This window comes from Leclercia sp. W17, assembly GCF_003336325.1.
Taxonomy (GTDB): domain Bacteria; phylum Pseudomonadota; class Gammaproteobacteria; order Enterobacterales; family Enterobacteriaceae; genus Enterobacter.
This window is the reverse complement of the sequence record NZ_CP031101.1, coordinates 3,894,179-3,914,835: the sequence shown is the minus strand read 5'-3', so window position 1 is coordinate 3,914,835 and position 20,657 is coordinate 3,894,179. Positions and strand designations below refer to the sequence as shown.

At 56.1% G+C, this 20,657-nt stretch carries 19 protein-coding genes and 1 tRNA gene; 14 read left to right on the top strand and 6 right to left on the bottom strand.

The window, feature by feature from the left end:
* Positions 1 to 137 precede the first annotated feature (137 nt).
* Genes DVA44_RS19515 through nqrM form a run of 7 tightly spaced genes read left to right on the top strand, consistent with a single transcriptional unit; the run spans position 138 to position 6,194 of the window.
* Positions 138 to 1,481, top strand: a complete 1,344-nt coding sequence (locus DVA44_RS19515; protein WP_103823944.1) for a Na(+)-translocating NADH-quinone reductase subunit A — start codon at positions 138 to 140, stop codon at positions 1,479 to 1,481.
* Between the two features lie 3 nt (positions 1,482 to 1,484).
* On the top strand, positions 1,485 to 2,723 hold the full coding sequence (locus DVA44_RS19510; protein WP_114387888.1) for an NADH:ubiquinone reductase (Na(+)-transporting) subunit B: 1,239 nt from the start codon (positions 1,485 to 1,487) through the stop codon (positions 2,721 to 2,723).
* Positions 2,716 to 3,510, top strand: a complete 795-nt coding sequence (locus DVA44_RS19505) for a Na(+)-translocating NADH-quinone reductase subunit C (protein WP_114387887.1) — start codon at positions 2,716 to 2,718, stop codon at positions 3,508 to 3,510. Before DVA44_RS19510 ends, DVA44_RS19505 begins: the two co-directional genes overlap by 8 nt.
* Positions 3,503 to 4,141, top strand: coding sequence for an NADH:ubiquinone reductase (Na(+)-transporting) subunit D (locus tag DVA44_RS19500; protein WP_103823947.1), 639 nt, complete (start codon positions 3,503 to 3,505; stop codon positions 4,139 to 4,141). The genes DVA44_RS19505 and DVA44_RS19500 overlap by 8 nt, the downstream gene beginning before the upstream one ends.
* A 6-nt stretch (positions 4,142 to 4,147) precedes the next feature.
* Complete coding sequence (nqrE, locus tag DVA44_RS19495) at positions 4,148 to 4,744, top strand: NADH:ubiquinone reductase (Na(+)-transporting) subunit E (RefSeq protein ID WP_103823948.1); 597 nt, start codon at positions 4,148 to 4,150, stop codon at positions 4,742 to 4,744.
* Between the two features lie 11 nt (positions 4,745 to 4,755).
* Complete coding sequence (gene nqrF, locus DVA44_RS19490) at positions 4,756 to 5,979, top strand: NADH:ubiquinone reductase (Na(+)-transporting) subunit F (RefSeq protein ID WP_103823949.1); 1,224 nt, start codon at positions 4,756 to 4,758, stop codon at positions 5,977 to 5,979.
* Positions 5,979 to 6,194: a (Na+)-NQR maturation NqrM gene (gene nqrM / locus DVA44_RS19485; RefSeq protein WP_168192001.1), complete on the top strand. Its 216-nt coding sequence runs from the start codon at positions 5,979 to 5,981 to the stop codon at positions 6,192 to 6,194. Before nqrF ends, nqrM begins: the two co-directional genes overlap by 1 nt.
* Before the next feature lie 31 nt (positions 6,195 to 6,225).
* Here nqrM and DVA44_RS19480 read toward each other — a convergent pair whose 3' ends face one another.
* Positions 6,226 to 7,071 carry a glycerophosphodiester phosphodiesterase family protein gene (locus tag DVA44_RS19480; protein ID WP_114387886.1) on the bottom strand — a complete coding sequence of 282 codons (846 nt, stop codon included), beginning with the start codon at positions 7,069 to 7,071 and terminating at the stop codon, positions 6,226 to 6,228.
* Between the two features lie 159 nt (positions 7,072 to 7,230).
* Here DVA44_RS19480 and dinB point away from each other — a divergent pair, with 159 nt between their 5' ends.
* On the top strand, positions 7,231 to 8,289 hold the full coding sequence (gene dinB, locus DVA44_RS19475; RefSeq protein ID WP_114315831.1) for a DNA polymerase IV: 1,059 nt from the start codon (positions 7,231 to 7,233) through the stop codon (positions 8,287 to 8,289).
* 139 nt (positions 8,290 to 8,428) lie between these two features.
* On the opposite strand, the gene pepD is transcribed toward dinB, so the two are convergent.
* Complete coding sequence (gene pepD, locus DVA44_RS19470; protein ID WP_114387885.1) at positions 8,429 to 9,886, bottom strand: cytosol nonspecific dipeptidase; 1,458 nt, start codon at positions 9,884 to 9,886, stop codon at positions 8,429 to 8,431.
* Positions 9,887 to 10,146: 260 nt separating this feature from the next.
* On the opposite strand from pepD, the gene gpt reads away from it, so the two are divergent.
* The 3 genes from gpt (at position 10,147) to crl (ending at position 12,407) form a co-directional block, all read left to right on the top strand.
* Positions 10,147 to 10,605 (top strand): xanthine phosphoribosyltransferase, encoded by a 459-nt coding sequence (gene gpt / locus DVA44_RS19465; protein ID WP_032616685.1) that lies wholly within the window; start codon positions 10,147 to 10,149, stop codon positions 10,603 to 10,605.
* 98 nt (positions 10,606 to 10,703) lie between these two features.
* Positions 10,704 to 11,948 carry an esterase FrsA gene (frsA, locus tag DVA44_RS19460; RefSeq protein ID WP_103823953.1) on the top strand — a complete coding sequence of 415 codons (1,245 nt, stop codon included), beginning with the start codon at positions 10,704 to 10,706 and terminating at the stop codon, positions 11,946 to 11,948.
* A 57-nt stretch (positions 11,949 to 12,005) separates the two neighbouring features.
* Positions 12,006 to 12,407: a sigma factor-binding protein Crl gene (gene crl / locus DVA44_RS19455; RefSeq protein ID WP_103823954.1), complete on the top strand. Its 402-nt coding sequence runs from the start codon at positions 12,006 to 12,008 to the stop codon at positions 12,405 to 12,407.
* A gap of 62 nt (positions 12,408 to 12,469) precedes the next feature.
* Here crl and phoE read toward each other — a convergent pair whose 3' ends face one another.
* Positions 12,470 to 13,522, bottom strand: coding sequence for a phosphoporin PhoE (phoE, locus tag DVA44_RS19450; protein WP_114315829.1), 1,053 nt, complete (start codon positions 13,520 to 13,522; stop codon positions 12,470 to 12,472).
* A gap of 304 nt (positions 13,523 to 13,826) precedes the next feature.
* Between phoE and proB the strand changes: the two genes are divergently transcribed.
* Positions 13,827 to 14,930: a glutamate 5-kinase gene (gene proB / locus DVA44_RS19445; RefSeq protein ID WP_103823956.1), complete on the top strand. Its 1,104-nt coding sequence runs from the start codon at positions 13,827 to 13,829 to the stop codon at positions 14,928 to 14,930.
* Positions 14,931 to 14,940: 10 nt separating this feature from the next.
* The gene (proA, locus tag DVA44_RS19440) at positions 14,941 to 16,194 is read left to right on the top strand and encodes a glutamate-5-semialdehyde dehydrogenase (protein ID WP_114387884.1); all 1,254 of its coding nucleotides are present in this window, start codon (positions 14,941 to 14,943) and stop codon (positions 16,192 to 16,194) included.
* Between the two features lie 18 nt (positions 16,195 to 16,212).
* Here the strand turns inward: proA and DVA44_RS19435 are convergent, their stop codons facing one another.
* Positions 16,213 to 18,861 (bottom strand): EAL domain-containing protein, encoded by a 2,649-nt coding sequence (locus DVA44_RS19435; RefSeq protein ID WP_305773797.1) that lies wholly within the window; start codon positions 18,859 to 18,861, stop codon positions 16,213 to 16,215.
* A gap of 296 nt (positions 18,862 to 19,157) precedes the next feature.
* Between DVA44_RS19435 and DVA44_RS19430 the strand changes: the two genes are divergently transcribed.
* A tRNA-Thr gene (locus DVA44_RS19430) sits at positions 19,158 to 19,234 on the top strand.
* A 14-nt stretch (positions 19,235 to 19,248) separates the two neighbouring features.
* Here the strand turns inward: DVA44_RS19430 and DVA44_RS19425 are convergent.
* Positions 19,249 to 20,367 (bottom strand): site-specific integrase, encoded by a 1,119-nt coding sequence (locus DVA44_RS19425; RefSeq protein ID WP_246843644.1) that lies wholly within the window; start codon positions 20,365 to 20,367, stop codon positions 19,249 to 19,251.
* Positions 20,289 to 20,639: a helix-turn-helix domain-containing protein gene (locus DVA44_RS19420; RefSeq protein ID WP_246843643.1), complete on the bottom strand. Its 351-nt coding sequence runs from the start codon at positions 20,637 to 20,639 to the stop codon at positions 20,289 to 20,291. Before DVA44_RS19420 ends, DVA44_RS19425 begins: the two co-directional genes overlap by 79 nt.
* Between the last annotated feature and the right edge of the window lie 18 nt (positions 20,640 to 20,657).

Here is a 20,657-nt window from a genome sequence, read left to right as displayed (position 1 = left end):
GATACTTTTCTCAGGGTCAGCCACGATCCTGCAAGTAATATGAGTGAGCATTCACCGCCTTTCTTCTCCTGTGAAACGACTTCTGACTCGTCCGGCTACCTGGCCGGAACGATTTTTCATGGATAACAACTAACACTATGATTAGAATCAGAAAAGGACTTGATTTGCCGATTTCTGGCATTCCCGATCAGCAGATTTCGCCCGGTCCGATGCCTCGCCATGTTGCGCTTCTGGGGGACGATTACGTGGGCATGCGCCCCACGATGCTGGTACAGGAAGGCGACAGCGTCATCAAGGGGCAGCCGCTATTCGAGGACAAAAAAAATCCTGGGGTCTTCTTTACCGCACCCGCCAGCGGGACGGTGGTCGCCATCAATCGTGGCGAACGCCGGGTATTACAATCGGTGGTAATCCGCATCGAAGGGGAGGGTGAGCGCGAATTTACCCGTCACGATGCGACGGCGCTCGCCACCCTCACCCGTGAGGCTGTGCAATCTCAACTGCTGGAGTCGGGACTGTGGACGGCATTTCGTACCCGCCCCTTCAGCAAAACCCCGGTGCCCGGCACCGTCCCGGCAGCCATTTTTGTCACCGCCATGGACACCAACCCGCTCTGCGCCGACCCGCAGCCGCTCATTCTGGCGCAGCGTCAGGCATTTGATGCCGGGCTGACCCTGCTCACGCGTCTGACGGAGGGCAAGGTGCATGTCTGCCAGGCAAGCGGCGGCAAACTGGGCGGACACCCGCAGGGGCAAGTCACCTTTAATACCTTTGCCGGGCCGCATCCGGCAGGGCTTGTGGGTACGCACATTCATTTCCTGGAGGCGGTCAGCCTGACCAAACAGGTCTGGCATCTGAACTACCAGGACGTTATCGCTATCGGCAAGCTGTTTACTACCGGCCAGCTTTGCACCGAGCGGGTTATCGCCCTGGGCGGCCCGCAGATGCGCAATCCGCGTCTGGTACGTACCTGCCTGGGCGCAGATATCAACGAGCTGCTGGTGGACGAAACCCTGGAAGGTGAAAACCGTCATATTTCGGGTTCTGTGCTGAGCGGCAGACATGCCGTCGGGGTGCAGGCGTACCTCGGGCGCTTCCATTTGCAGGTCAGCGTGGTGAAGGAAGGGCGTGAGAAAGAGCTCTTTGGCTGGGTGATGCCGGGCAAAGAGAAGTTCTCCATTACCCGTACGACGCTGGGCCATTTCCTGCGTAACAAGCTGTTCAACTTCTCCACCGATACCAACGGCGGCGAACGGGCGATGGTGCCTATCGGCAACTACGAACGGGTGATGCCGCTCGACATCCTGCCGACCGTGCTGCTGCGCGATCTGCTGGCGGGTGATACTGACGGAGCTCAGGCGTTGGGCTGCCTGGAGCTGGATGAAGAAGATCTGGCGCTCTGCACCTACGTTTGCCCCGGCAAATATGAATACGGACCGGTGTTGCGCGAGGTGTTAACCCGCATTGAGCAGGAAGGATAACTGATGGGCCTGAAACATCTCATTGAAAAACTGGAGCCGCATTTTACCCACGGCGGCAAGCTGGAAAAGTACTACCCGCTGTTTGAAGCGACCGCGACGCTCCTGTATACGCAAGGGCAGGTGACGAAAGGGGCCGCGCACGTGCGCGACGCCATCGATCTCAAACGTATGATGATCCTCGTCTGGTTCGCTGTGTTCCCGGCGATGTTCTGGGGCATGTACAACGTTGGTCTGCAAACCATTCCCGCGCTTAACCATCTGTACGATGCGCAGCAGCTTCAGCAGGTCATCGCTGGCGACTGGCACTACCGGGTGGCGCAGATGCTGGGCGTGAGCTTTGCGCCTGATGCCGGCTGGATCAGCATGATGACGCTGGGGGCGGTCTATTTCCTGCCCATTTACATGACGGTCTTTCTGGTCGGCGGCTTCTGGGAAGTGCTGTTTGCCATCGTGCGCAAACACGAAATCAACGAAGGTTTCTTTGTCACCTCCATTCTGTTTGCCCTGATTGTGCCGCCGACGTTGCCACTGTGGCAGGCGGCGCTGGGGATCACCTTTGGTGTGGTGATGGCGAAGGAGATCTTCGGCGGTACCGGGCGCAACTTCCTTAACCCGGCCCTCGCCGGGCGCGCGTTCCTGTTCTTTGCTTATCCGGCGCAAATCTCCGGCGATCTGGTCTGGACCGCGGCGGACGGCTTTTCCGGCGCAACGCCACTCTCCCAGTGGGCCGCTCGCGGCGGTGAGGCGCTGGTCAACAACGCCACCGGACAGCCGGTTAGCTGGTTCGATGCCTTTATCGGTACCATTCCGGGATCAGTCGGCGAAGTTTCCACGCTGATGATCCTGATTGGCGGGGCCATCATTCTCTTTGGCCGTGTCGCCTCCTGGCGCATCGTGGCAGGCGTCATGCTTGGCATGATCCTCACCGCGACGCTGTTCAACCTGATCGGTTCGGCGACGAATCCAATGTTCGCCATGCCGTGGTACTGGCATCTGGTGCTGGGCGGGTTCGCCTTCGGCATGATGTTTATGGCGACAGACCCGGTTTCGGCGTCCTTTACCAATAAAGGAAAATGGTATTACGGGGCGCTTATTGGTGCGATGTGCGTCCTTATCCGCGTGGTGAACCCGGCCTATCCGGAAGGGATGATGCTGGCGATCCTGTTCGCCAACCTGTTTGCGCCGCTGTTCGATTACCTGGTGGTGCGTGCCAACATCAAACGGAGGAAGGCGCGTGGCTGAGATTAAAAATAATGACACTATCGGCAAGACGCTGATGGTGGTGGTGGTGCTCTGCCTGGTCTGCTCCATTGTGGTTGCAGGATCTGCGGTGGGCCTTAAGTCCCGTCAGCAGGAGCAACGTGCCCTGGATAAACAACGTAACATTCTGGCCGTCGCCGGGCTGATGAACGGCGAAACGAGCGCTGAGGATGTGGCGCAGACCTTTGCTTCACGCATCACGCCACGTCTGGTGGATCTCAATACTGGCGAGCTGCTGGAGACCGATCCGTCCACTTACAATCAGGCCCAGGCGCTGAAAGATCCGCAGCGCAGCACCGAACTGGACGCCAGCCAGGACCCGGCAGGCATTAAACGCCGCAGCAATACGGCGGAAATTTACCTGGTGCGCGATGAACAAAACCGTGTCCAGGAGCTGGTTCTGCCGGTCTATGGCAATGGTCTGTGGTCGATGATGTATGCCTTCGTGGCTCTCAACACCGATGGACGCACCGTCAAGGGCATCACCTACTACGATCAGGGCGAAACCCCGGGGCTGGGCGGCGAAGTCGAAAACCCAGCATGGCGGGCGCAGTTTGTCGGCAAAAAAGTGCTGGATGATAACGGCCAGCCAGCGCTGAAAGTGGTGAAAGGGGGCGCGCGTCCGGGTGATGAGTACGCCGTCGATGGCCTGTCGGGCGCCACGCTGACCTCAAACGGTGTGCAGCATAGCTTTGATTTCTGGATGGGCGAGATGGGTTTTGGTCCTTTTCTTAAAAAGGTACGTGAAGGAGAGCTGAACAATGGCTGATGTGGGCGAACTGAAAGAAGTTAAACGGGTGCTTATTGGGCCGCTCATCGCCAACAACCCGATTACCCTGCAGGTGCTGGGAGTCTGTTCGGCGCTGGCGGTTACCACAAAACTGGAGACCGCCGTGGTGATGACCTTGGCCGTGACGCTGGTGACGGCGTTTTCCAGCATGTTCATCTCAATGATCCGCCACCACATCCCCAACAGCGTGCGCATCATCGTGCAGATGGCGATCATCGCCTCGCTGGTAATTGTAGTGGATCAGCTGCTGCGGGCATTTGCCTACGAAATCTCAAAACAGCTGTCGGTCTTTGTTGGCCTGATCATCACCAACTGCATCGTGATGGGGCGTGCAGAAGCCTATGCGATGAAAATGCCGCCGCTGGCCAGCTTTATGGACGGTATCGGTAACGGTCTTGGCTATGGCGTGATCCTGCTGACGGTCGGTTTCCTGCGCGAGCTGATCGGCAGCGGCAAACTGTTTGGTATCCCGGTCCTTGAGACTGTGCAAAACGGTGGCTGGTATCTGCCAAACGGCCTGTTCCTGCTGGCCCCCAGCGCGTTCTTCATTATCGGTTTGCTGATCTGGGCGGTGAGAACCTGGCGTCCTGAGCAGCAGGAAAAGGAGTAACCGACAATGGCTCATTACATTAGCTTGTTTGTGCGCGCGGTGTTTGTCGAAAACATGGCGCTCGCATTTTTCCTCGGGATGTGTACTTTCCTCGCGGTCTCCAAAAAGGTATCGACCGCCTTCGGGCTGGGCATTGCCGTCACGGTGGTGCTGGGGCTGTCGGTCCCGATCAACAACCTGGTATTTAACCTGGTGCTACGCGATGGGGCGCTGGTTGAGGGCGTTGATCTGAGCTTCCTCAACTTCATCACCTTCATAGGTGTGATTGCGGCGTTAGTGCAGATCCTCGAGATGATCCTCGATAAATACTTCCCATCACTTTACACGGCGCTGGGCATCTTCCTGCCGCTGATTGCGGTGAACTGCGCCATCTTCGGGGGTGTGTCGTTTATGGTTCAGCGTGATTACAACTTCAGCGAGTCGGTGGTCTACGGCTTTGGCTCTGGTATTGGCTGGATGCTGGCTATCGTGACGATGGCGGGCCTGCGCGAAAAAATGAAGTATGCCAACGTGCCGGCTGGTTTGCGCGGCTTAGGGATCACCTTTATCACCACCGGTCTGATGGCGCTGGGCTTTATGTCCTTCTCCGGTGTGCAGCTGTAAGGGCAAAATCTATGGAAATTATTCTTGGCGTAGTGATGTTCACGCTGATCGTGCTGGTGCTCTCGGGGCTGATTCTGGTAGCGCGCTCAAAGCTGGTCAATTCCGGCGATGTGATCATTGAGATTAACGATGAGGCAGATAAGCAGATCCTGACGCCTGCGGGCGACAAGCTGCTGAACACCCTCTCTGGCAATGGCATTTTTATCTCCTCTGCCTGCGGTGGTGGTGGCTCATGCGGACAATGCCGCGTGACCGTCAAAGAGGGCGGCGGCGATATTCTGCCAACCGAGCTGTCGCACATCAGCAAGCGCGAGGCGAAAGAGGGCTGTCGTCTGGCTTGCCAGGTGGCGGTTCGCCAGAACATGAAGATCGAACTGCCGGAGGAGATCTTCGGCATTAAGAAGTGGCAGTGTGAAGTTATCTCTAACGATAACAAAGCCACCTTCATTAAAGAGCTGAAACTACGGGTTCCCGACGGGGAAGACGTGCCGTTCCGTGCGGGCGGCTACATTCAGATTGAGTGCCCGGAACATACTGTCGCGTATAAAGATTTTGATGTGCCTGAGAAGTACCGCGGTGACTGGGATAAATTCAACCTGTTCCGCTTTGTCTCTGAGGTCAAAGAGCCGACGCTGCGCGCCTATTCAATGGCCAACTACCCGGAAGAGAAGGGCATCATCATGCTCAACGTGCGTATTGCCACGCCGCCACCAAACGTGCCGGACGCACCACCGGGGATCATGTCTTCTTATATCTGGTCGCTGAAAGCGGGAGATAAGGTCACTATCTCCGGTCCGTTTGGTGAGTTCTTTGCTAAAGATACCGACGCCGAAATGGTCTTTATCGGCGGGGGCGCTGGCATGGCGCCGATGCGCTCGCACATTTTCGACCAGCTTAAGCGCCTCGGCAGTAAGCGTAAGATCAGCTTCTGGTATGGCGCCCGTTCGCTGCGCGAAATGTTCTATCAGGATGAGTTTGAACAGCTTGCGCGGGATAACCCGAACTTTACCTTCCACATTGCGCTTTCCGATCCGCAGCCGGAAGACAACTGGACCGGCTATACCGGCTTTATTCATAACGTCCTGTATGAAAACTATCTGAAGCATCATGCCGCGCCGGAAGACTGTGAGTTCTACATGTGTGGTCCGCCGATGATGAACGCCGCAGTCATTAAAATGCTGCAGGAGCTGGGCGTGGAAGATGAGAACATCATGCTGGATGATTTTGGAGGCTGATGATGATGACCTTCGTGCTGACCTTTGCCGTTTTTGTGCTGGTGATCTTCGGCATGTCCCTCGGCTGGCTGATTAAGCGCAAAAGCATTCAGGGCAGCTGTGGTGGCATCTCTTCCCTGGGTATGGAGAAAGTTTGCGATTGCCCTGAGCCATGCGATGCGCGTAAAAAGCGTATGGCGCGTGAGGCACAGCGCCAGCAAAACCGGATCCTCTAATAAACAGGCCGCATAAAGCGGCCTGATTTTTTTACTTAAGCCACTCCCGCGCCTGGGCTGGGGAATCGACCATCACCCCATCGGCCCCCAGCGCTTTTGCTTTCTGGTAATCCTCCGCGGAATTTACCCCCAGCAGGATAATGTGACCATTACCCTGTGAGCGGAAACAGTCCATCGCCTCTTTGTCCCATGTCAGGGTTGCCGGAGAGATCCCCTCGCCCAGGGTAAATTTTTCCACCACCTCGACCTTGCGGTTCAGCTCCAGCCCGTACCAGTATGCATCCATTGTATTTGCTGGGGCCTGACACACGTGGTTCAGCGAGATGTTTGCCAGTCGGGTACGCGTTTCACTGCGGGTGACAAAACGCGGTATTTCTGCAGGCAGCGCATCCAGATAGCGATCTTCGGTAGAGTACACGCGCACACGGTTCAGGCTGTTGGTCTCCTTCAGCACGCTAAGCAACTGCTTGCCCATCTCGGCCGCATCGGCATCCGGGGATTTGATATCAATATAGAAACGGGTCTCAGGCCAGCGTTCAAGCACGGCTTTCAGCGTTGGAATAGTGGCGCCGGTAACGCTCTCTTTCCATTTCGCACCTGCGTTAAATGTCGCCAGCTCTGCCTGAGTATACTGGGACACTTTTCCCTTCGCGGGGGTTAACGCGCTCAAATCGCTGGGACGATACAGAACGGGAACGCCGTCACGGCTGATCTGCACGGTTATCCAGATAGCCTGAGCATGATTGTCCAGCGCCAGCGCGATGGCCGGAAGCGTATTCTCCGGCGCGTCGGCGGTTCCGCCGCGGTGAGCAATAATCTGCGGGTCAGCCCAGGCGTTAGAGGCGATCAGCAGTGAAGCGATAATCATCTTTTTCATGAATAAATTTCCATTTTAAATGCATTAACTTGATGAATTTAAAGAGTTTACTGGCTCTATCTTGTACCACGGTTTAATGACAGAAGTGAGACAGTAAAACTGCTGACGCATTTTTTGTACTTTGTTATACTGGATGTAATTACAGGTGTGGTGAAGACGATGCGCAAAATCATCCATGTCGATATGGACTGTTTTTTTGCTGCAGTGGAGATGCGGGATAACCCGGCGCTGCGGGATATCCCCATTGCCATTGGCGGCAGTCGCGAGCGGCGTGGCGTGATCAGTACCGCTAACTATCCGGCGCGTAAGTTTGGCGTGCGCAGCGCCATGCCAACCGCTATGGCGTTAAAACTCTGCCCTCATCTCACCTTATTACCGGGACGCTTCGATGCCTACAAAGAAGCCTCCAGCCATATCCGCGACATCTTTTCCCGCTACACCTCCCTGATTGAACCGCTGTCGCTGGATGAAGCCTATCTGGATGTCACCGACAGCCTGCACTGTCACGGCTCCGCCACGCTGATGGCGCAGGAGATCCGCCAGACGATTTTCAATGAACTGCAGCTCACCGCCTCGGCGGGCGTCGCCCCGGTAAAATTTCTCGCCAAAATTGCCTCAGATCTCAATAAGCCCAACGGTCAGTATGTGATTACCCCTGACGAGGTCCCGGCGTTTATCAAAACGCTGCCGCTCAGCAAGATACCCGGCGTGGGTAAAGTCTCTGCGGCAAAGCTGGAGAAGATGGGACTGCGCACCTGCGAAGATGTGCAGAACAGCGATCTGGGCATGTTACTTAAGCGCTTTGGTAAGTTTGGCCGGGTGCTCTGGGAGCGAAGCCAGGGCATTGACGAGCGCAACGTTAACAGCGAGCGGCTGCGTAAATCGGTCGGTGTGGAACGGACCCTGGCAGAGGATATCCACGAGTGGGCAGCCTGTGAAACCATCATTGTCGAACAGCTTTATCCGGAACTGGAACGGCGGCTGGCGAAGGTCAAACCGGATCTGCTGATTGCCCGGCAGGGGGTAAAACTGAAGTTCAACGACTTTCAGCAAACCACGCAGGAGCACGTCTGGCCGCGGCTCAATAAGGACGATCTGATCGCCACCGCGAAGAAAACCTGGGAAGAGCGTCGGGCAGGGCGCGGGGTGCGGCTGGTGGGATTACATGTCACGCTGCTGGACCCGCAGCTGGAGCGGCAGCTGGTGCTGGGGCTGTAAAAAAGCCCGGTGGCGCTCGCGCTTACCGGGCCTACAAACTACTGCCCGGTGGCGCTTTGCTTACCGGACCTACAAATGACAAACGACGTTGACCTTGTAGGCCCGGCAAACGCAGTGCCGCCGGGCATCAGTTGGCTGATTACTTCTCCGGGATCGCTTTCAGCAGTTCCGTCAGCAGGGTCCAGTAATGGCCCACGCTTTCGATATGAACCTGCTCATCCGGAGAGTGCGGACCAGTAATGGTTGGTCCGATGGACACCATATCCATATCCGGGTACGGTTTTTTGAACAGACCGCACTCCAGACCAGCGTGGATCACCTGAATGTTCGGCGTGCTGTTGAACAGACGCTGATAGGTTTCACGCACCAGCGCCATCACCGGCGAGCTCGCATCTGGCTGCCAGCCCGGGTAGCTGCCCTTGGCGACGGTCTGCGCGCCAGAGAGTTTGCCCAGAGATTCCAGCATGCTCACCACGTAATCTTTCCCGCTGTCGATCAGGGAGCGGATCAGGCAGATGATCTCTGCGCTGTCGTCAGCCATGGTCACCACACCGACGTTCAGGGAGGTTTCCACCACGCCTTTCGCCACGTCAGAGTTGCGGATCACGCCGTTTGGCGTGGCGTTCAGCAGCTGAATAAAGCGGTCGCGGGACTGTTCAGTCAGCGCGGCTTTATCGCTGGTGCTCGCTTCCAGAACCACGGTCAGGTTCTTCTCTTTGGCGTCCAGTTCGTTTTTCAGGATATCCAGATAAACGGCGGAGAGCTTTTTCAGCGCATCGGCTTTGTCAGCGGCAACCGCCACGGTCGCGAACGCTTCACGTGGGATAGCGTTACGCAGCGTACCGCCGTTGAAATCCACCAGACGCAGATCCAGCTCTGCTGCATGACCGGCCAGGAAACGGGCCAGCAGTTTGTTGGCGTTGCCTAAACCTAAGTGGATGTCACCGCCGGAGTGGCCGCCTTTCAGCCCTTTCAGCGTCAGCTTAAAGGTCTGGAACCCTGCCGGGATCGCTTCACGGGTCAGTGGCAGTGTGGAGATAAAATCGATACCGCCTGCGCAACCCATATAGATTTCGCCCTCCTCTTCGGAGTCGGTATTGATCAGGATATCCGCCTGCAGCCAGTTCGGTTGCAGTCCAAACGCGCCATCCATACCGGCTTCTTCGGTCATGGTCAGCAGCACTTCCAGCGGACCATGCTCAACGCTATCGTCGGCCAGCACCGCCAGCGCAGAGGCCATACCAATGCCGTTATCCGCACCCAGGGTGGTGCCGCGGGCTTTAACCCACTCGCCGTCGATGTAAGGCTGAATTGGATCTTTAGTGAAGTCGTGAACGGTGTCGTTGTTCTTCTGTGGCACCATGTCCAGGTGCGCCTGCAGCACAACCGGTTTACGGTTTTCCATGCCTGCGGTGGCGGGTTTGCGGATCAGAATGTTGCCAACCTGGTCGCGTTCGGCGTGCAGCCCTTTTTCCTTCGCCCAGCCCATGATGTGTTCGGCAAGCTGTTCTTCGTGATAGGAAGGGTGAGGAATGGAGCAAATTTTGGCAAAAATATCCCACAGCGGTTGTGGCGATAGTTGAGACAGTTCAGACACAGTAAGTCTCCTTGTCGATCTCCTGCAGACAATCTTGCAGGTCACGGGGTTAGCAGGTTTAGAGTTACCACAAGTCAGACTTGCGAGGTGGGTTTGAGAATACCACTTTCTCTGTCGGCTGGTAGGGGTAAGCAAGTAAAAACTCCCGCTGTAACCGCTTAGCACTGGTTTTTAGTGCTTCAGATCTCTATAATCTCGCGCAACCATTTTCCCCCTCGAACACTTTTTAAGCCGTATAAACACAGGCTGGGACAATTCACATGAGCGAAAAATACATCGTCACCTGGGACATGTTGCAGATTCATGCACGTAAACTGGCTGCACGCCTGATGCCATCCGAACAGTGGAAAGGCATCATCGCTGTCAGCCGCGGCGGCCTGGTACCAGGGGCACTGCTGGCACGTGAGCTGGGTATTCGTCATGTCGATACCGTGTGCATCTCCAGCTATGACCATGACAACCAGCGTGAGCTGAAAGTGCTGAAACGCGCTGAAGGCGATGGTGAAGGTTTCATCGTGATTGACGATCTGGTTGATACCGGCGGTACGGCAGTGGCTATCCGCGAAATGTATCCAAAAGCGCATTTCGTCACTATCTTCGCGAAACCGGCCGGTAAGCCGCTGGTTGACGATTATGTCATTGATATCCCACAGGATACCTGGATCGAACAGCCATGGGATATGGGCGTCGTATTCGTCCCACCTATCTCTGGCCGCTAATCCAGATTTTTTAACGCCCGGTGATGCCGGGCGTTATTGTTTTCGCCACTGGCGCGTTACAATGACCCTCTCTGACGTATTAATAGAGGCAGCGCGCAATGTCCCAGGCGAATCTCAGCGAAATTCTCTTCAAGCCCAAATTCAAGCACCCGGAAACGTCGACGCTGGTTCGTCGTTTTAACAGCGGTGTACAGCCGTCAGTGCAGTCGGCGCTGGATGGCAAAAATGTCCCGCACTGGTATCGCATGGTTAACCGCCTGATGTGGATCTGGCGCGGTGTTGATCCCCGCGAAATTCTCGATGTGCAGGCGCGTATCGTCATGAGCCAGGCCGAGCGCACTGACAGCGAACTGTACGACACGGTGGTGGGCTATCGCGGCGGCAACTGGATCTACGAATGGGCAAAACAGGCGATGATCTGGCAGCAAAAGGCGAGCCAGGAGGAGGATCCTCTGTTAAGCGGCCAGCACTGGCTGCACGCCTCTAATCTCTACAGCATTGCGGCTTACCCGCACCTGAAAGGCGATGAACTGGCAGAGCAGGCCCAGGCGCTGGCAAACCGCGCCTATCAGGAGGCGGCCCAGCACCTGCCAGGCCGGATGCGCGAAATCAGCTTTACCATCCCCGGTGGCCCGGCGGTCACCGGCTTCCTGCATATGCCCGCGGGCGACGGTCCCTTCCCGACGGTGATGATGTGCGGCGGCCTCGACTCCCTGCAGACCGATTACTACAGCCTGTATGAGCGCTACTTTGCGCCAAAAGGGCTGGCGATGTTGACCCTCGACATGCCTTCTATTGGCTTCTCGTCAAAATGGAAACTGACCCAGGATTCCAGCTTACTCCACCAGCATGCCCTGAAAGCGCTGGAGCAAAACCCGTGGGTGGATCACACCCGCGTAGCGGCGTTTGGTTTCCGCTTTGGCGCCAATGTCGCTGTCCGTCTCGCCTATCTCGAATCTTCACGTCTGAAGGCGGTGGCCTGTCTGGGGCCGGTGGTTCACGCCCTGTTAAGTGAACCTGCCCGCCAGGGCAGCGTGCCGGAAATGTACCTTGATGTGCTGGCCAGCCGGCTGGGTATGCACGATGCCTCGGACGAGGCGCTGCGCGTAGAGCTCAACCGCTACTCTTTGAAAATGCAGGGGCTGCTGGGACGCCGTTGCCCTACGCCAATGCTCTCTGGCTTCTGGAAAAACGATCCCTTCAGCCCGGAAGAGGAGTCCCGCTTAATCACCTCGTCATCTGTGGATGGCAAGCTGCTGGAGGTGCCGTTCAGCCCGGTGTATGAGAATTTTGACAAAGCACTGCAGCAGATCACGCGCTGGATCCATCAGAGATTGAGTTAAGAGATTGCTAATTTTTTTGGGTTTGGTAAAACAGTGGCTTCACAAAAGGAGATCGCAATGACGTTACCGAGTGGACATCCGAAAAGTAGGATGATCAAGAAGTTTATGGCTCTTGGCCCCTACATCCGCGAAGAGCAGTGCGAAGAGAATCGCTTCTTTTTCGATTGCCTGGCTGTTTGCGTTAACGTAAAGCCAGCGCCGGAGAAGCGCGAATTCTGGGGATGGTGGATGGAAATGGAAGCAGAAGAGTCACGCTTCACCTACAACTATCAGTTTGGCCTGTTCAATAAAGAGGGTCACTGGCAGGCGATGGCCATTAAGGATCCGGAAGTGATCCAGCGCCTTGAGCACACCTTGCGTGAATTCCACGAAAAAGCCCGTACGCTGCTGGCAACGTTCGAACTGAAACTCGAGCCTGCTGATGATTTCACCAATGAACCGGTGAAGCTGACGGCATAAGCCCGGCGGAAAAAAGACAATAAAAAAACCCGGCGCTTAGCCGGGTTTTTTATCGGAATAAATCAGAACTGGTAGGTCATGCCCAGTGCGACGATATCATCGCTGCTCACGCCCAGTTTATTATCGTCATCAATCTGGTTGATTTTATAATCAACAAACGCGGACATATTTTTGTTGAAATAATAGGTCGCGCCGACGTCGATATATTTCACGATATCTTCATCACCGATGCCTTCAATATCCTTGCCTTTTGACTGAACATAACCCAGGGATGGACGCAGACCAAAGTCAAACTGATATTGCGCAACGGCTTCGAAGTTTTGCGCTTTATTGGCAAAGCCACCGGAGATTGGCGTCATATTACGCGTTTCGGTGTACATGGTTGCCAGATAAATATTGTTCGCGTCATATTTCAGACCGGTGCCCCAGGCTTCGGCTTTTTTACCTTCGCCGCGCGCCAGCAGGTTCTGGGCATTGGTACGGTCAGAGTTGGTGTAGGCGCCGCTGATGGCGAAATCACTGCCGCCGAAATCATAGGTCAGAGCGGTACCGAAACCGTCGCCGTTCTGTTTTTTGGCTTCGCGGCCTTCGTTTTTACCCTGATATTGCAGGGTCAGATCCAGGCCATCGATGGCACCGAAGAAGTCGGTATTACGGTAAGTTGCCAGGCCACTGGAGCGCTTGGTCATGAAGTTGTCGGTCTGCGCAGAAGAGTCGCCGCCAAATTCCGGGAACATATCGGTCCAGGCTTCAACGTCATACAGCGCACCGAGGTTACGACCGTAATCGAATGAGCCGAAATCCTTCAGCTTAATACCGGCAAAGGCCAGACGGGTTTTCTGCGTAGCGTCGCTTTCAGCTTTATTGCCGGAGAACTCAGCTTCCCAGCGGCCATAACCGGTGAGCTGATCGTTAATCTGAGTTTCGCCCTTAAAGCCGAAACGCACGTAAGTCTGGTCGCCATCTTTAGCATCATCATCACTGATATAACGCATCGCTTTAACTTTTCCGTACACGTCCAGTTTATTGCCGTTTTTATTAAACACTTCGGCTGCCTGTACAGATGAAGTTGCTACAACGCCCATTACCACTAATGCCAGAGTACTCTTTTTCATTTTCAATCCTGGTTTCTTATAAACGCGCTAATATTCGCTGAACAGTAAGCTCATGCTTTTGTTCCGTGAAAAAACAGGAAGGGTTTTAACGTGATGAAATGAACATTTTATGACAAATACAGAATAAGTTTAAAAAAGGGTATTTTTTTATTTCAGTAATAAAACCGTCAAATTCTGCCGCTACGCTTCCTGATCCCGCGCAACAAAGTGGTTACCTCTGCGTTATGGCGGTTGGCAACGGGCCCCAGTCCTGATAAAAAGTCTGATTGATATCATTTCCCTTATTGTTGAATGGCAGAGAATCATGAGTGACAGCCAGACGCTGGTGGTAAAACTCGGTACCAGTGTGTTAACAGGCGGATCGCGCCGCCTTAATCGCGCCCATATCGTTGAACTGGTGCGTCAGTGCGCGCAGTTGCACGCCGCAGGGCACCGTATTGTGATTGTCACCTCCGGGGCGATTGCCGCCGGGCGTGAGCACCTGGGTTACCCCGAACTCCCCGCCACCATTGCCTCCAAGCAGTTGCTGGCGGCGGTAGGACAAAGCCGCCTGATTCAGCTCTGGGAACAGCTGTTCTCCATCTATGGCATTCACGTCGGGCAGATGCTGTTGACCCGCGCCGATATGGAAGACCGGGAGCGATTCCTGAACGCCCGCGACACCTTGCGCGCGCTGCTGGATAACAACATCGTGCCGGTCATTAACGAAAACGATGCGGTCGCTACCGCAGAAATCAAAGTCGGCGATAACGATAACCTTTCGGCGCTGGCCGCCATTCTGGCGGGCGCAGACAAGCTGTTGCTGTTGACCGACCAGCAGGGGCTCTTCACCGCCGATCCGCGTACCAACCCGCAGGCGGAACTGATCACCGATGTAAAAGGTATCGACGATGCGCTGCGCGCCATCGCGGGCGACAGCGTCTCTGGCCTCGGCACCGGCGGCATGGGGACCAAACTACAGGCTGCCGACGTAGCGTGCCGTGCGGGCATCGACACCATCATCGCCGCGGGCAGCCGTCCGGGCGTTATCGGCGATGTGATGGAAGGCATTTCGGTGGGCACCCGTTTCCATGCTGAAGCCACGCCGCTGGAAAACCGCAAACGCTGGATCTTCGGCGCGCCGCCCGCCGGGCAGCTCACCGTCGATGAGGGCGCCACCGCAGCTATTCTGGAAAGAGGCAGCTCATTGCTTCCAAAAGGAATTAAAAGCGTGACAGGCAACTTCTCCCGTGGTGAAGTGATTCGTATCTGCAATCTGGAAGGGCGCGACATTGCCCACGGCGTATGCCGCTACAACAGCGACGCGCTGCGCCGTATTGCAGGCCACCATTCACAGCAGATCGATGCCATTCTCGGCTATGAGTACGGCCCGGTTGCTGTCCATCGCGACGATATGATCACCCGTTAAGGAGCAGGACATGCTGGAACAAATGGGCGCCGCTGCCAAAGCCGCCTCGTACAAACTGGCGCTCCTTTCCAGCCGCGAGAAAAACCGCGTGCTGGAAAAAATCGCAGAGTATCTGGAAGCCCAGTCCCACGAGATTTTGCTCGCTAACGAGCAGGATCTGCTGGAAGCCCGCCGCAACGGCCTGAGCGAGGCGATGCTCGATCGCCTGGCATTAAACCCCGCGCGTCTGAAAAGCATTGCTGACGATGTGCGTCAGGTATGCAGTCTGGCCGATCCGGTAGGGCAGGTGATTGACGGCGGACTGCTGGACAGCGGCCTGCGCATCGAACGTCGCCGCGTGCCGCTGGGGGTGATCGGTGTGATCTACGAAGCCCGCCCGAACGTCACCGTAGATGTCGCCTCGCTGTGCCTGAAAACCGGCAATGCCGCCATCCTGCGCGGCGGGAAAGAGACCTGGCGCACCAACGCCGCCACGGTAAAGGTGATCCAGCAGGCGCTGGAAGAGTGCGGCCTGCCAGCCGGTGCGGTACAGGCGATTGAAAGCCCGGATCGTGCCCTGGTCAACGAGATGCTGCGCATGGACAAATACATCGACATGCTGATCCCCCGCGGTGGCGCAGGTTTGCATAAGCTGTGCCGCGAGCAGTCGACGATCCCGGTGATCACCGGTGGTATCGGCGTGTGCCATATTTTTGTGGATGACACTGCCGAGTTCGATCCGGCCCTGAAAATCATCGTCAACGCCAAAACCCAGCGTCCGAGCACCTGTAACACGGTGGAGACGTTGCTGGTACACCAGGGCATCGCCGACACCTTCCTGCCGGCACTGAGCAAGCAGATGGCGGAAAGCGGCGTGACTTTGCATGCCGATGCCAACGCGCTGACGCAACTGCAGAACGGCCCGGCGAAGGTCGAACCGGTGAAAGCGGAGCAGTACGACGACGAGTTTCTGTCGCTGGATCTGAACGTGAAGGTGGTGGCCGATCTCGATGATGCTATCGCGCACATCCGTGAACACGGCACCCAGCATTCAGATGCAATCCTTACCCGCACCCTGAGCAATGCCAGTCGCTTTATCAACGAGGTCGATTCGTCTGCGGTTTACGTCAACGCCTCCACCCGCTTCACCGACGGCGGCCAGTTTGGCCTCGGCGCCGAAGTGGCAGTCAGCACCCAGAAGCTGCATGCCCGCGGCCCGATGGGTCTTGAAGCGCTCACCACCTACAAGTGGATTGGCTTCGGCGACGATACCGTTCGCGCCTGATTGCCCTCGCGGGCAGCCTCAGCTGCTGCCCGCGCTACTCCTGATGTTATGACCTGCCCGTTCCTGTGCCGCCGAGTCCAGCGCGGCGATTTGCTGTTGTAGCGCTGTCAGGCTGAGCGGCCTGCTGATTAAATAGCCCTGGGTTTCATCGCACTCCATCATCATCAGTTTTTGCAGTTGTCCTTCGGTCTCCACTCCTTCCGCCGTAATACTCAGCGAGAACGCTTTACCCAGACCGATAATATTTTCGACGATGGTATTGGCGCTGTCGCTCTCTGGCATGCCGTCGATAAACGATTTATCCAGCTTGATGCCATCGAACGGGAAATTGCGCAGGTAGCTCAGGGAGGAGTAGCCGGTGCCGAAATCGTCCATCAGCAGCTTCACGCCCAGTTTCTTCAGTGCCAGCATGATTTCAAGGCTGTTTTCCGGATTCCACAGGGTGGCGTTTTCGGTGATTTCAATCTCCAGCCGGGAAGGATCTAACTGCGACATCTGGAGCGCGTCTTTGATGCGCTCCACGACCTGCCAGGACTGGAACTCGACGGCAGAGATATTCACCGACACGGAGAGACCGTGCAGCGACTGCTGTGCGTCCCGACAGGCGGTTTTCAGCACCCAGTCGCTCAGCGGAATGATCAGCCCGGTCTCTTCGGCCAGGGAGATAAACTGATCCGGCATGATCAGGCCAAGCTCAGGGTGATCCCAGCGGACCAGCGCCTCCACGGCAATGATGCGCGAGGAGTCGTGACCATAGCGCGGCTGATAGACCAGACGGAACTGCTCTTTTTTAATCCCTTCGCGCAGACTCTCTTCCATCTCGCGACGCTGTACCATCTGTTCGGCCATTTCGGGCGTATAAAACATCCACTTGCTACGCCCGGTGCTTTTCGCTTTGTACAATGCGATGTCTGAGAAGCGCAGAAGCTCGCTCGCGTCGACAGCATCGTGCGGTGCGATAGCCACGCCAATACTGGCGCCGATGACAATCTCATGCCCGTTGATCAGGAAGGGTCGCGTAATCTCGGCAATGATACGTTCGCACAGGGTATCAATGTACTTCCTGTCACGAATGTCGGAGATAATGAGGATAAACTCGTCTCCGCCCTGGCGCGCCACCAGATCGTAATCGCGGATACAGGCCCGTAGCCTGGTCGAGACTTCATGCAGTACGCTATCGCCGGCACTGTGACCAAACAGATCGTTGACCGGTTTGAACTTATCGAGATCGAGGCTGAGCATCGCCAGCGGATGCATCTGCGTAGGCTGCGCCCGCAGCTTGCCCTCCAGGAACTCGCGCATCCGCACCCGGTTGGGCAGTCCGGTGAGATCGTCGTGCCGGGAGAGGTACTCCACGCGCGCCTGGGCCTCCACTTCGAGAGTGACATCCGTGGCGGTGCCGCGGTAGCCGGTGATCCCTTCCGGCGCGATAACCGGTTTAATCGCAATATGGCAGTAGCGCTGGTGGCCCATCGCCGAAAGATAACGGCAGTGCAGCAGGCGGCGATGGCCCGTCTGGCCGGGAAGGGTGATCCAATCCGCCAGCGACTGGTTTTCGGCCTCCATCAGCTCGCTGAGCGGGCGACCAATCCAGGCCGATATGCTGTGCCCGGTGATCCCCGGAAAACGTTCCGAAAGCCAGGTAAAGCGCAGCTCGGTGTCCGTCTCCCAGATCCAGTCCGTGGTCGCCTCGGCAACGTCACGAAAACGCCGTTCGCTGGCAGTGAGCGCCAGACGGTTCTGCGCCAGCAGATAGGTGTTTTCATCATACATGCGCGCCTTTTTGAGCGCGTTACGTCCCAGCATCACGCCGGGAATCGCGGTGCAGAGCGCCAGCAGGATCAGCAGCGGCAGAATATAGCGCAGCAGTTCCCGCCCCGGATTTTCGCTTTTCCATTCAAACGTAACCTGCTGACCATCAACAGGAAGGGTGGCTACCCCGCGTCGTCCTTCCAGCTTTGGGGCACCCGTATGCTGCACGCGAGTCTGGGCGATACCGTACTCTTCACCCAGCGCGGCGAGCTTGTGCTCATCCAGCACGTCCACAAATACCAGAACCGAGGCTGGACCAGGGGCAGCCGTGATGCTTGAGTCATCACCCGTAGTGATGTTTGCCGCCGCCACCAGCGCCGGATAGCCTCCTTTCATCACCACCGTGTTGGAGACGGGTGTGGCGTCCGGCTTGCTTATTTTCTGAATCAGGTCGGGCATGGGATCGTCGCCCAGCCAGGCTTGCAGAGAGCGCGTCACCAGCTTGCCGTTGATGACGCTGTAGCGGGTCTGCCCATGGCTATCCAGCACAAACACCCCTTCGTACTCAAAATCGCGCCAGAGGGTCGCGCCCATATTCTGACGGGTGTACGCCCAGTCGGTATCCACCTTCGGGTGCAGATGCTGGTAGGCTTCGCCCCACCAGGCGTAATCTTTGATGTGGGTCGTGAGGGTATCGACGCGGTTATGGATGGCCTTTTGCAGCAGCATGGCGCTGTGCTTATCGCTGTCTTCGTTGATATTTCGCACGATCGTCAGCAACGCGATGATGGCGATAATAAACAGCATTGCCAGCAGAGAAAACATCAGCAGCAGGGCGCGCTTGATAAAGCTGGCGGTTCTTCTCGGTTCAAGGTCCGTGCCGCCTATGTCATCGGTGACAAAAAATTTATTCATTATTTACCCACTCTCTCAGGCATTTCTGTGTTCCGATTAGAATTAGTATCGACCTGTTCTGGCGGGGCTTGATGTCAAAATGTAAAACTCAAGATAGCCGATTCTGAAGGGAAACGGGGAAAGATGGCATTTCCGATGGGGGCAAATAGCCGCAAAATGTGAAGAAAGGCGAAAATAGCCCTTTTAGTTGCATGGTTTTTGCGCGGGTTGGTGTAAAAATCAACGACTAAAAGAGGAGGGGTTGACGAGGTGGCCTCTTTTTCTTACCCTTTTACACCGCAGTACCTCTCCTGAAAGCCGATATAGCTCAGTTGGTAGAGCAGCGCAATTCGTAATGCGAAGGTCGTAGGTTCGACTCCTATTATCGGCACCAGAAAATACAATCAGTTACGTGTTATTCGTACCCTCCTTGCTTTCCATGTGGGACAGATTTGGGACACAATCGCCAAAAATCGAGTCGATTTGCTTGGCATGTTCGGTCAGGTGATTTGGTGCCAGGTGTGCATACCGGCGTACCATTTCGATAGACTCCCACCCACCCATTTCCTGCAGCACCGATATCGGAACCCCGGCCTGAACTAACCAGCTTGCCCAGGTGTGTCTCAGATCGTGAAACCTGAAATCCTCGATGCCTGCTCGTTTTAATGCTGCCCGCCAGGCAGTGTTGGCGTCATACCGCATTTTCCTCACTGCTGGCGCTTTCGTTCCGTCCGGCTTAGTGCAGCTCTCCTTATAGACGAACACCCATTTGTGGTGACTTCCTATTTGTCTTTTCAGCACGCGACATGCAGTATCATTCAGTGCCACGCCAATGGCCTGATTCGATTTGCTCTGCTCCGGGTGTATCCACGCCACCCGGCGCTGCATGTCAACCTGCTGCCACTCCAGATTGATGATGTTCGACCGACGAAGTCCTGTAGCCAGCGCAAACTCGACAACAGACTTTAACGGCTCCGGGCATTCATCAATCAGCCTTTTGGCCTCGTGCGGCTCCAGCCACCGGATACGCTTATTCTTCGGTTGGGGAACCTTTACGATCGGTGCCTTATCCAGCATCTTCCATTCACGCTCTGCCGCGCGGAGAAGCGCCTTGATAAACGAAAGGTGCGTGGCCTTTGTCGCCACCGATGCCGGGCGAGGTACGTAATCAGGTGCTTCCTTCCCTTTCTTCGTCTGCGCCGCGCTCATCAGCTTCCAGTTTTCCTCATGCCTCCGGTTAGTCATCTTCTGTATGGCGGCGTAGATCCGCGATTCAGTGATGTCCTTCAGCTGCATGCCTGCGAAGTGCTGGAGCCAGAATCCGATCCGGCTCTTATCATCATCCAGCGACTTCTTGTGCGCCTTCTCCTCAAGCCACCTCACACAGGCATCCTCAAATGTCATGTCAGGCACTTCACCGAGCTTGCTCACCCGCCAGGCTTCTGCCTTTAGCTTGTCATGGAGTTCCGTGGCCTGCCTTTTGTCCTTTGTCCCAAGAGACTGCTTAAATCTTTTGCCGTCCGGCAATGTGAAGCTGGCGTACCAGGTTTCACCTCTGCGGAAGAGTGACATATTAATTCCTCTCGTATGCCATCGCCCGCGCTCACCTGGACAGTATGCAGCGGTGACTTGAGCGCCGCAATGCAGGCCTGTCGGGTAGTGAGGTAAGGGGATTTTGGTTTGGATGGGTCTTTGCGGGTTGCCTGCAGTCTGCCGGTGCGGATCCAGTTCGCAGCTGTTGGTCTGGATATGCCCAGCATTACGCAGGCCTGATTGAGAGTGATGCTGTATTGTTCCACTGCGTTCTCCAGGCAAAA

Coding starts and splice junctions, on each gene's coding strand:
- DVA44_RS19515 (WP_103823944.1), top strand. CDS start 138: ATGATTAGAATCAGAAAAGGACTTGATTTGCCGATTTCTGGCATTCCC.
- DVA44_RS19510 (WP_114387888.1), top strand. CDS start 1,485: ATGGGCCTGAAACATCTCATTGAAAAACTGGAGCCGCATTTTACCCAC.
- DVA44_RS19500 (WP_103823947.1), top strand. CDS start 3,503: ATGGCTGATGTGGGCGAACTGAAAGAAGTTAAACGGGTGCTTATTGGG.
- nqrE (WP_103823948.1), top strand. CDS start 4,148: ATGGCTCATTACATTAGCTTGTTTGTGCGCGCGGTGTTTGTCGAAAAC.
- nqrF (WP_103823949.1), top strand. CDS start 4,756: ATGGAAATTATTCTTGGCGTAGTGATGTTCACGCTGATCGTGCTGGTG.
- nqrM (WP_168192001.1), top strand. CDS start 5,979: ATGATGATGACCTTCGTGCTGACCTTTGCCGTTTTTGTGCTGGTGATC.
- DVA44_RS19480 (WP_114387886.1), bottom strand. CDS start 7,071: ATGAAAAAGATGATTATCGCTTCACTGCTGATCGCCTCTAACGCCTGG.
- dinB (WP_114315831.1), top strand. CDS start 7,231: ATGCGCAAAATCATCCATGTCGATATGGACTGTTTTTTTGCTGCAGTG.
- gpt (WP_032616685.1), top strand. CDS start 10,147: ATGAGCGAAAAATACATCGTCACCTGGGACATGTTGCAGATTCATGCA.
- frsA (WP_103823953.1), top strand. CDS start 10,704: ATGTCCCAGGCGAATCTCAGCGAAATTCTCTTCAAGCCCAAATTCAAG.
- crl (WP_103823954.1), top strand. CDS start 12,006: ATGACGTTACCGAGTGGACATCCGAAAAGTAGGATGATCAAGAAGTTT.
- phoE (WP_114315829.1), bottom strand. CDS start 13,522: ATGAAAAAGAGTACTCTGGCATTAGTGGTAATGGGCGTTGTAGCAACT.
- proB (WP_103823956.1), top strand. CDS start 13,827: ATGAGTGACAGCCAGACGCTGGTGGTAAAACTCGGTACCAGTGTGTTA.
- proA (WP_114387884.1), top strand. CDS start 14,941: ATGCTGGAACAAATGGGCGCCGCTGCCAAAGCCGCCTCGTACAAACTG.
- DVA44_RS19435 (WP_305773797.1), bottom strand. CDS start 18,861: ATGAATAAATTTTTTGTCACCGATGACATAGGCGGCACGGACCTTGAA.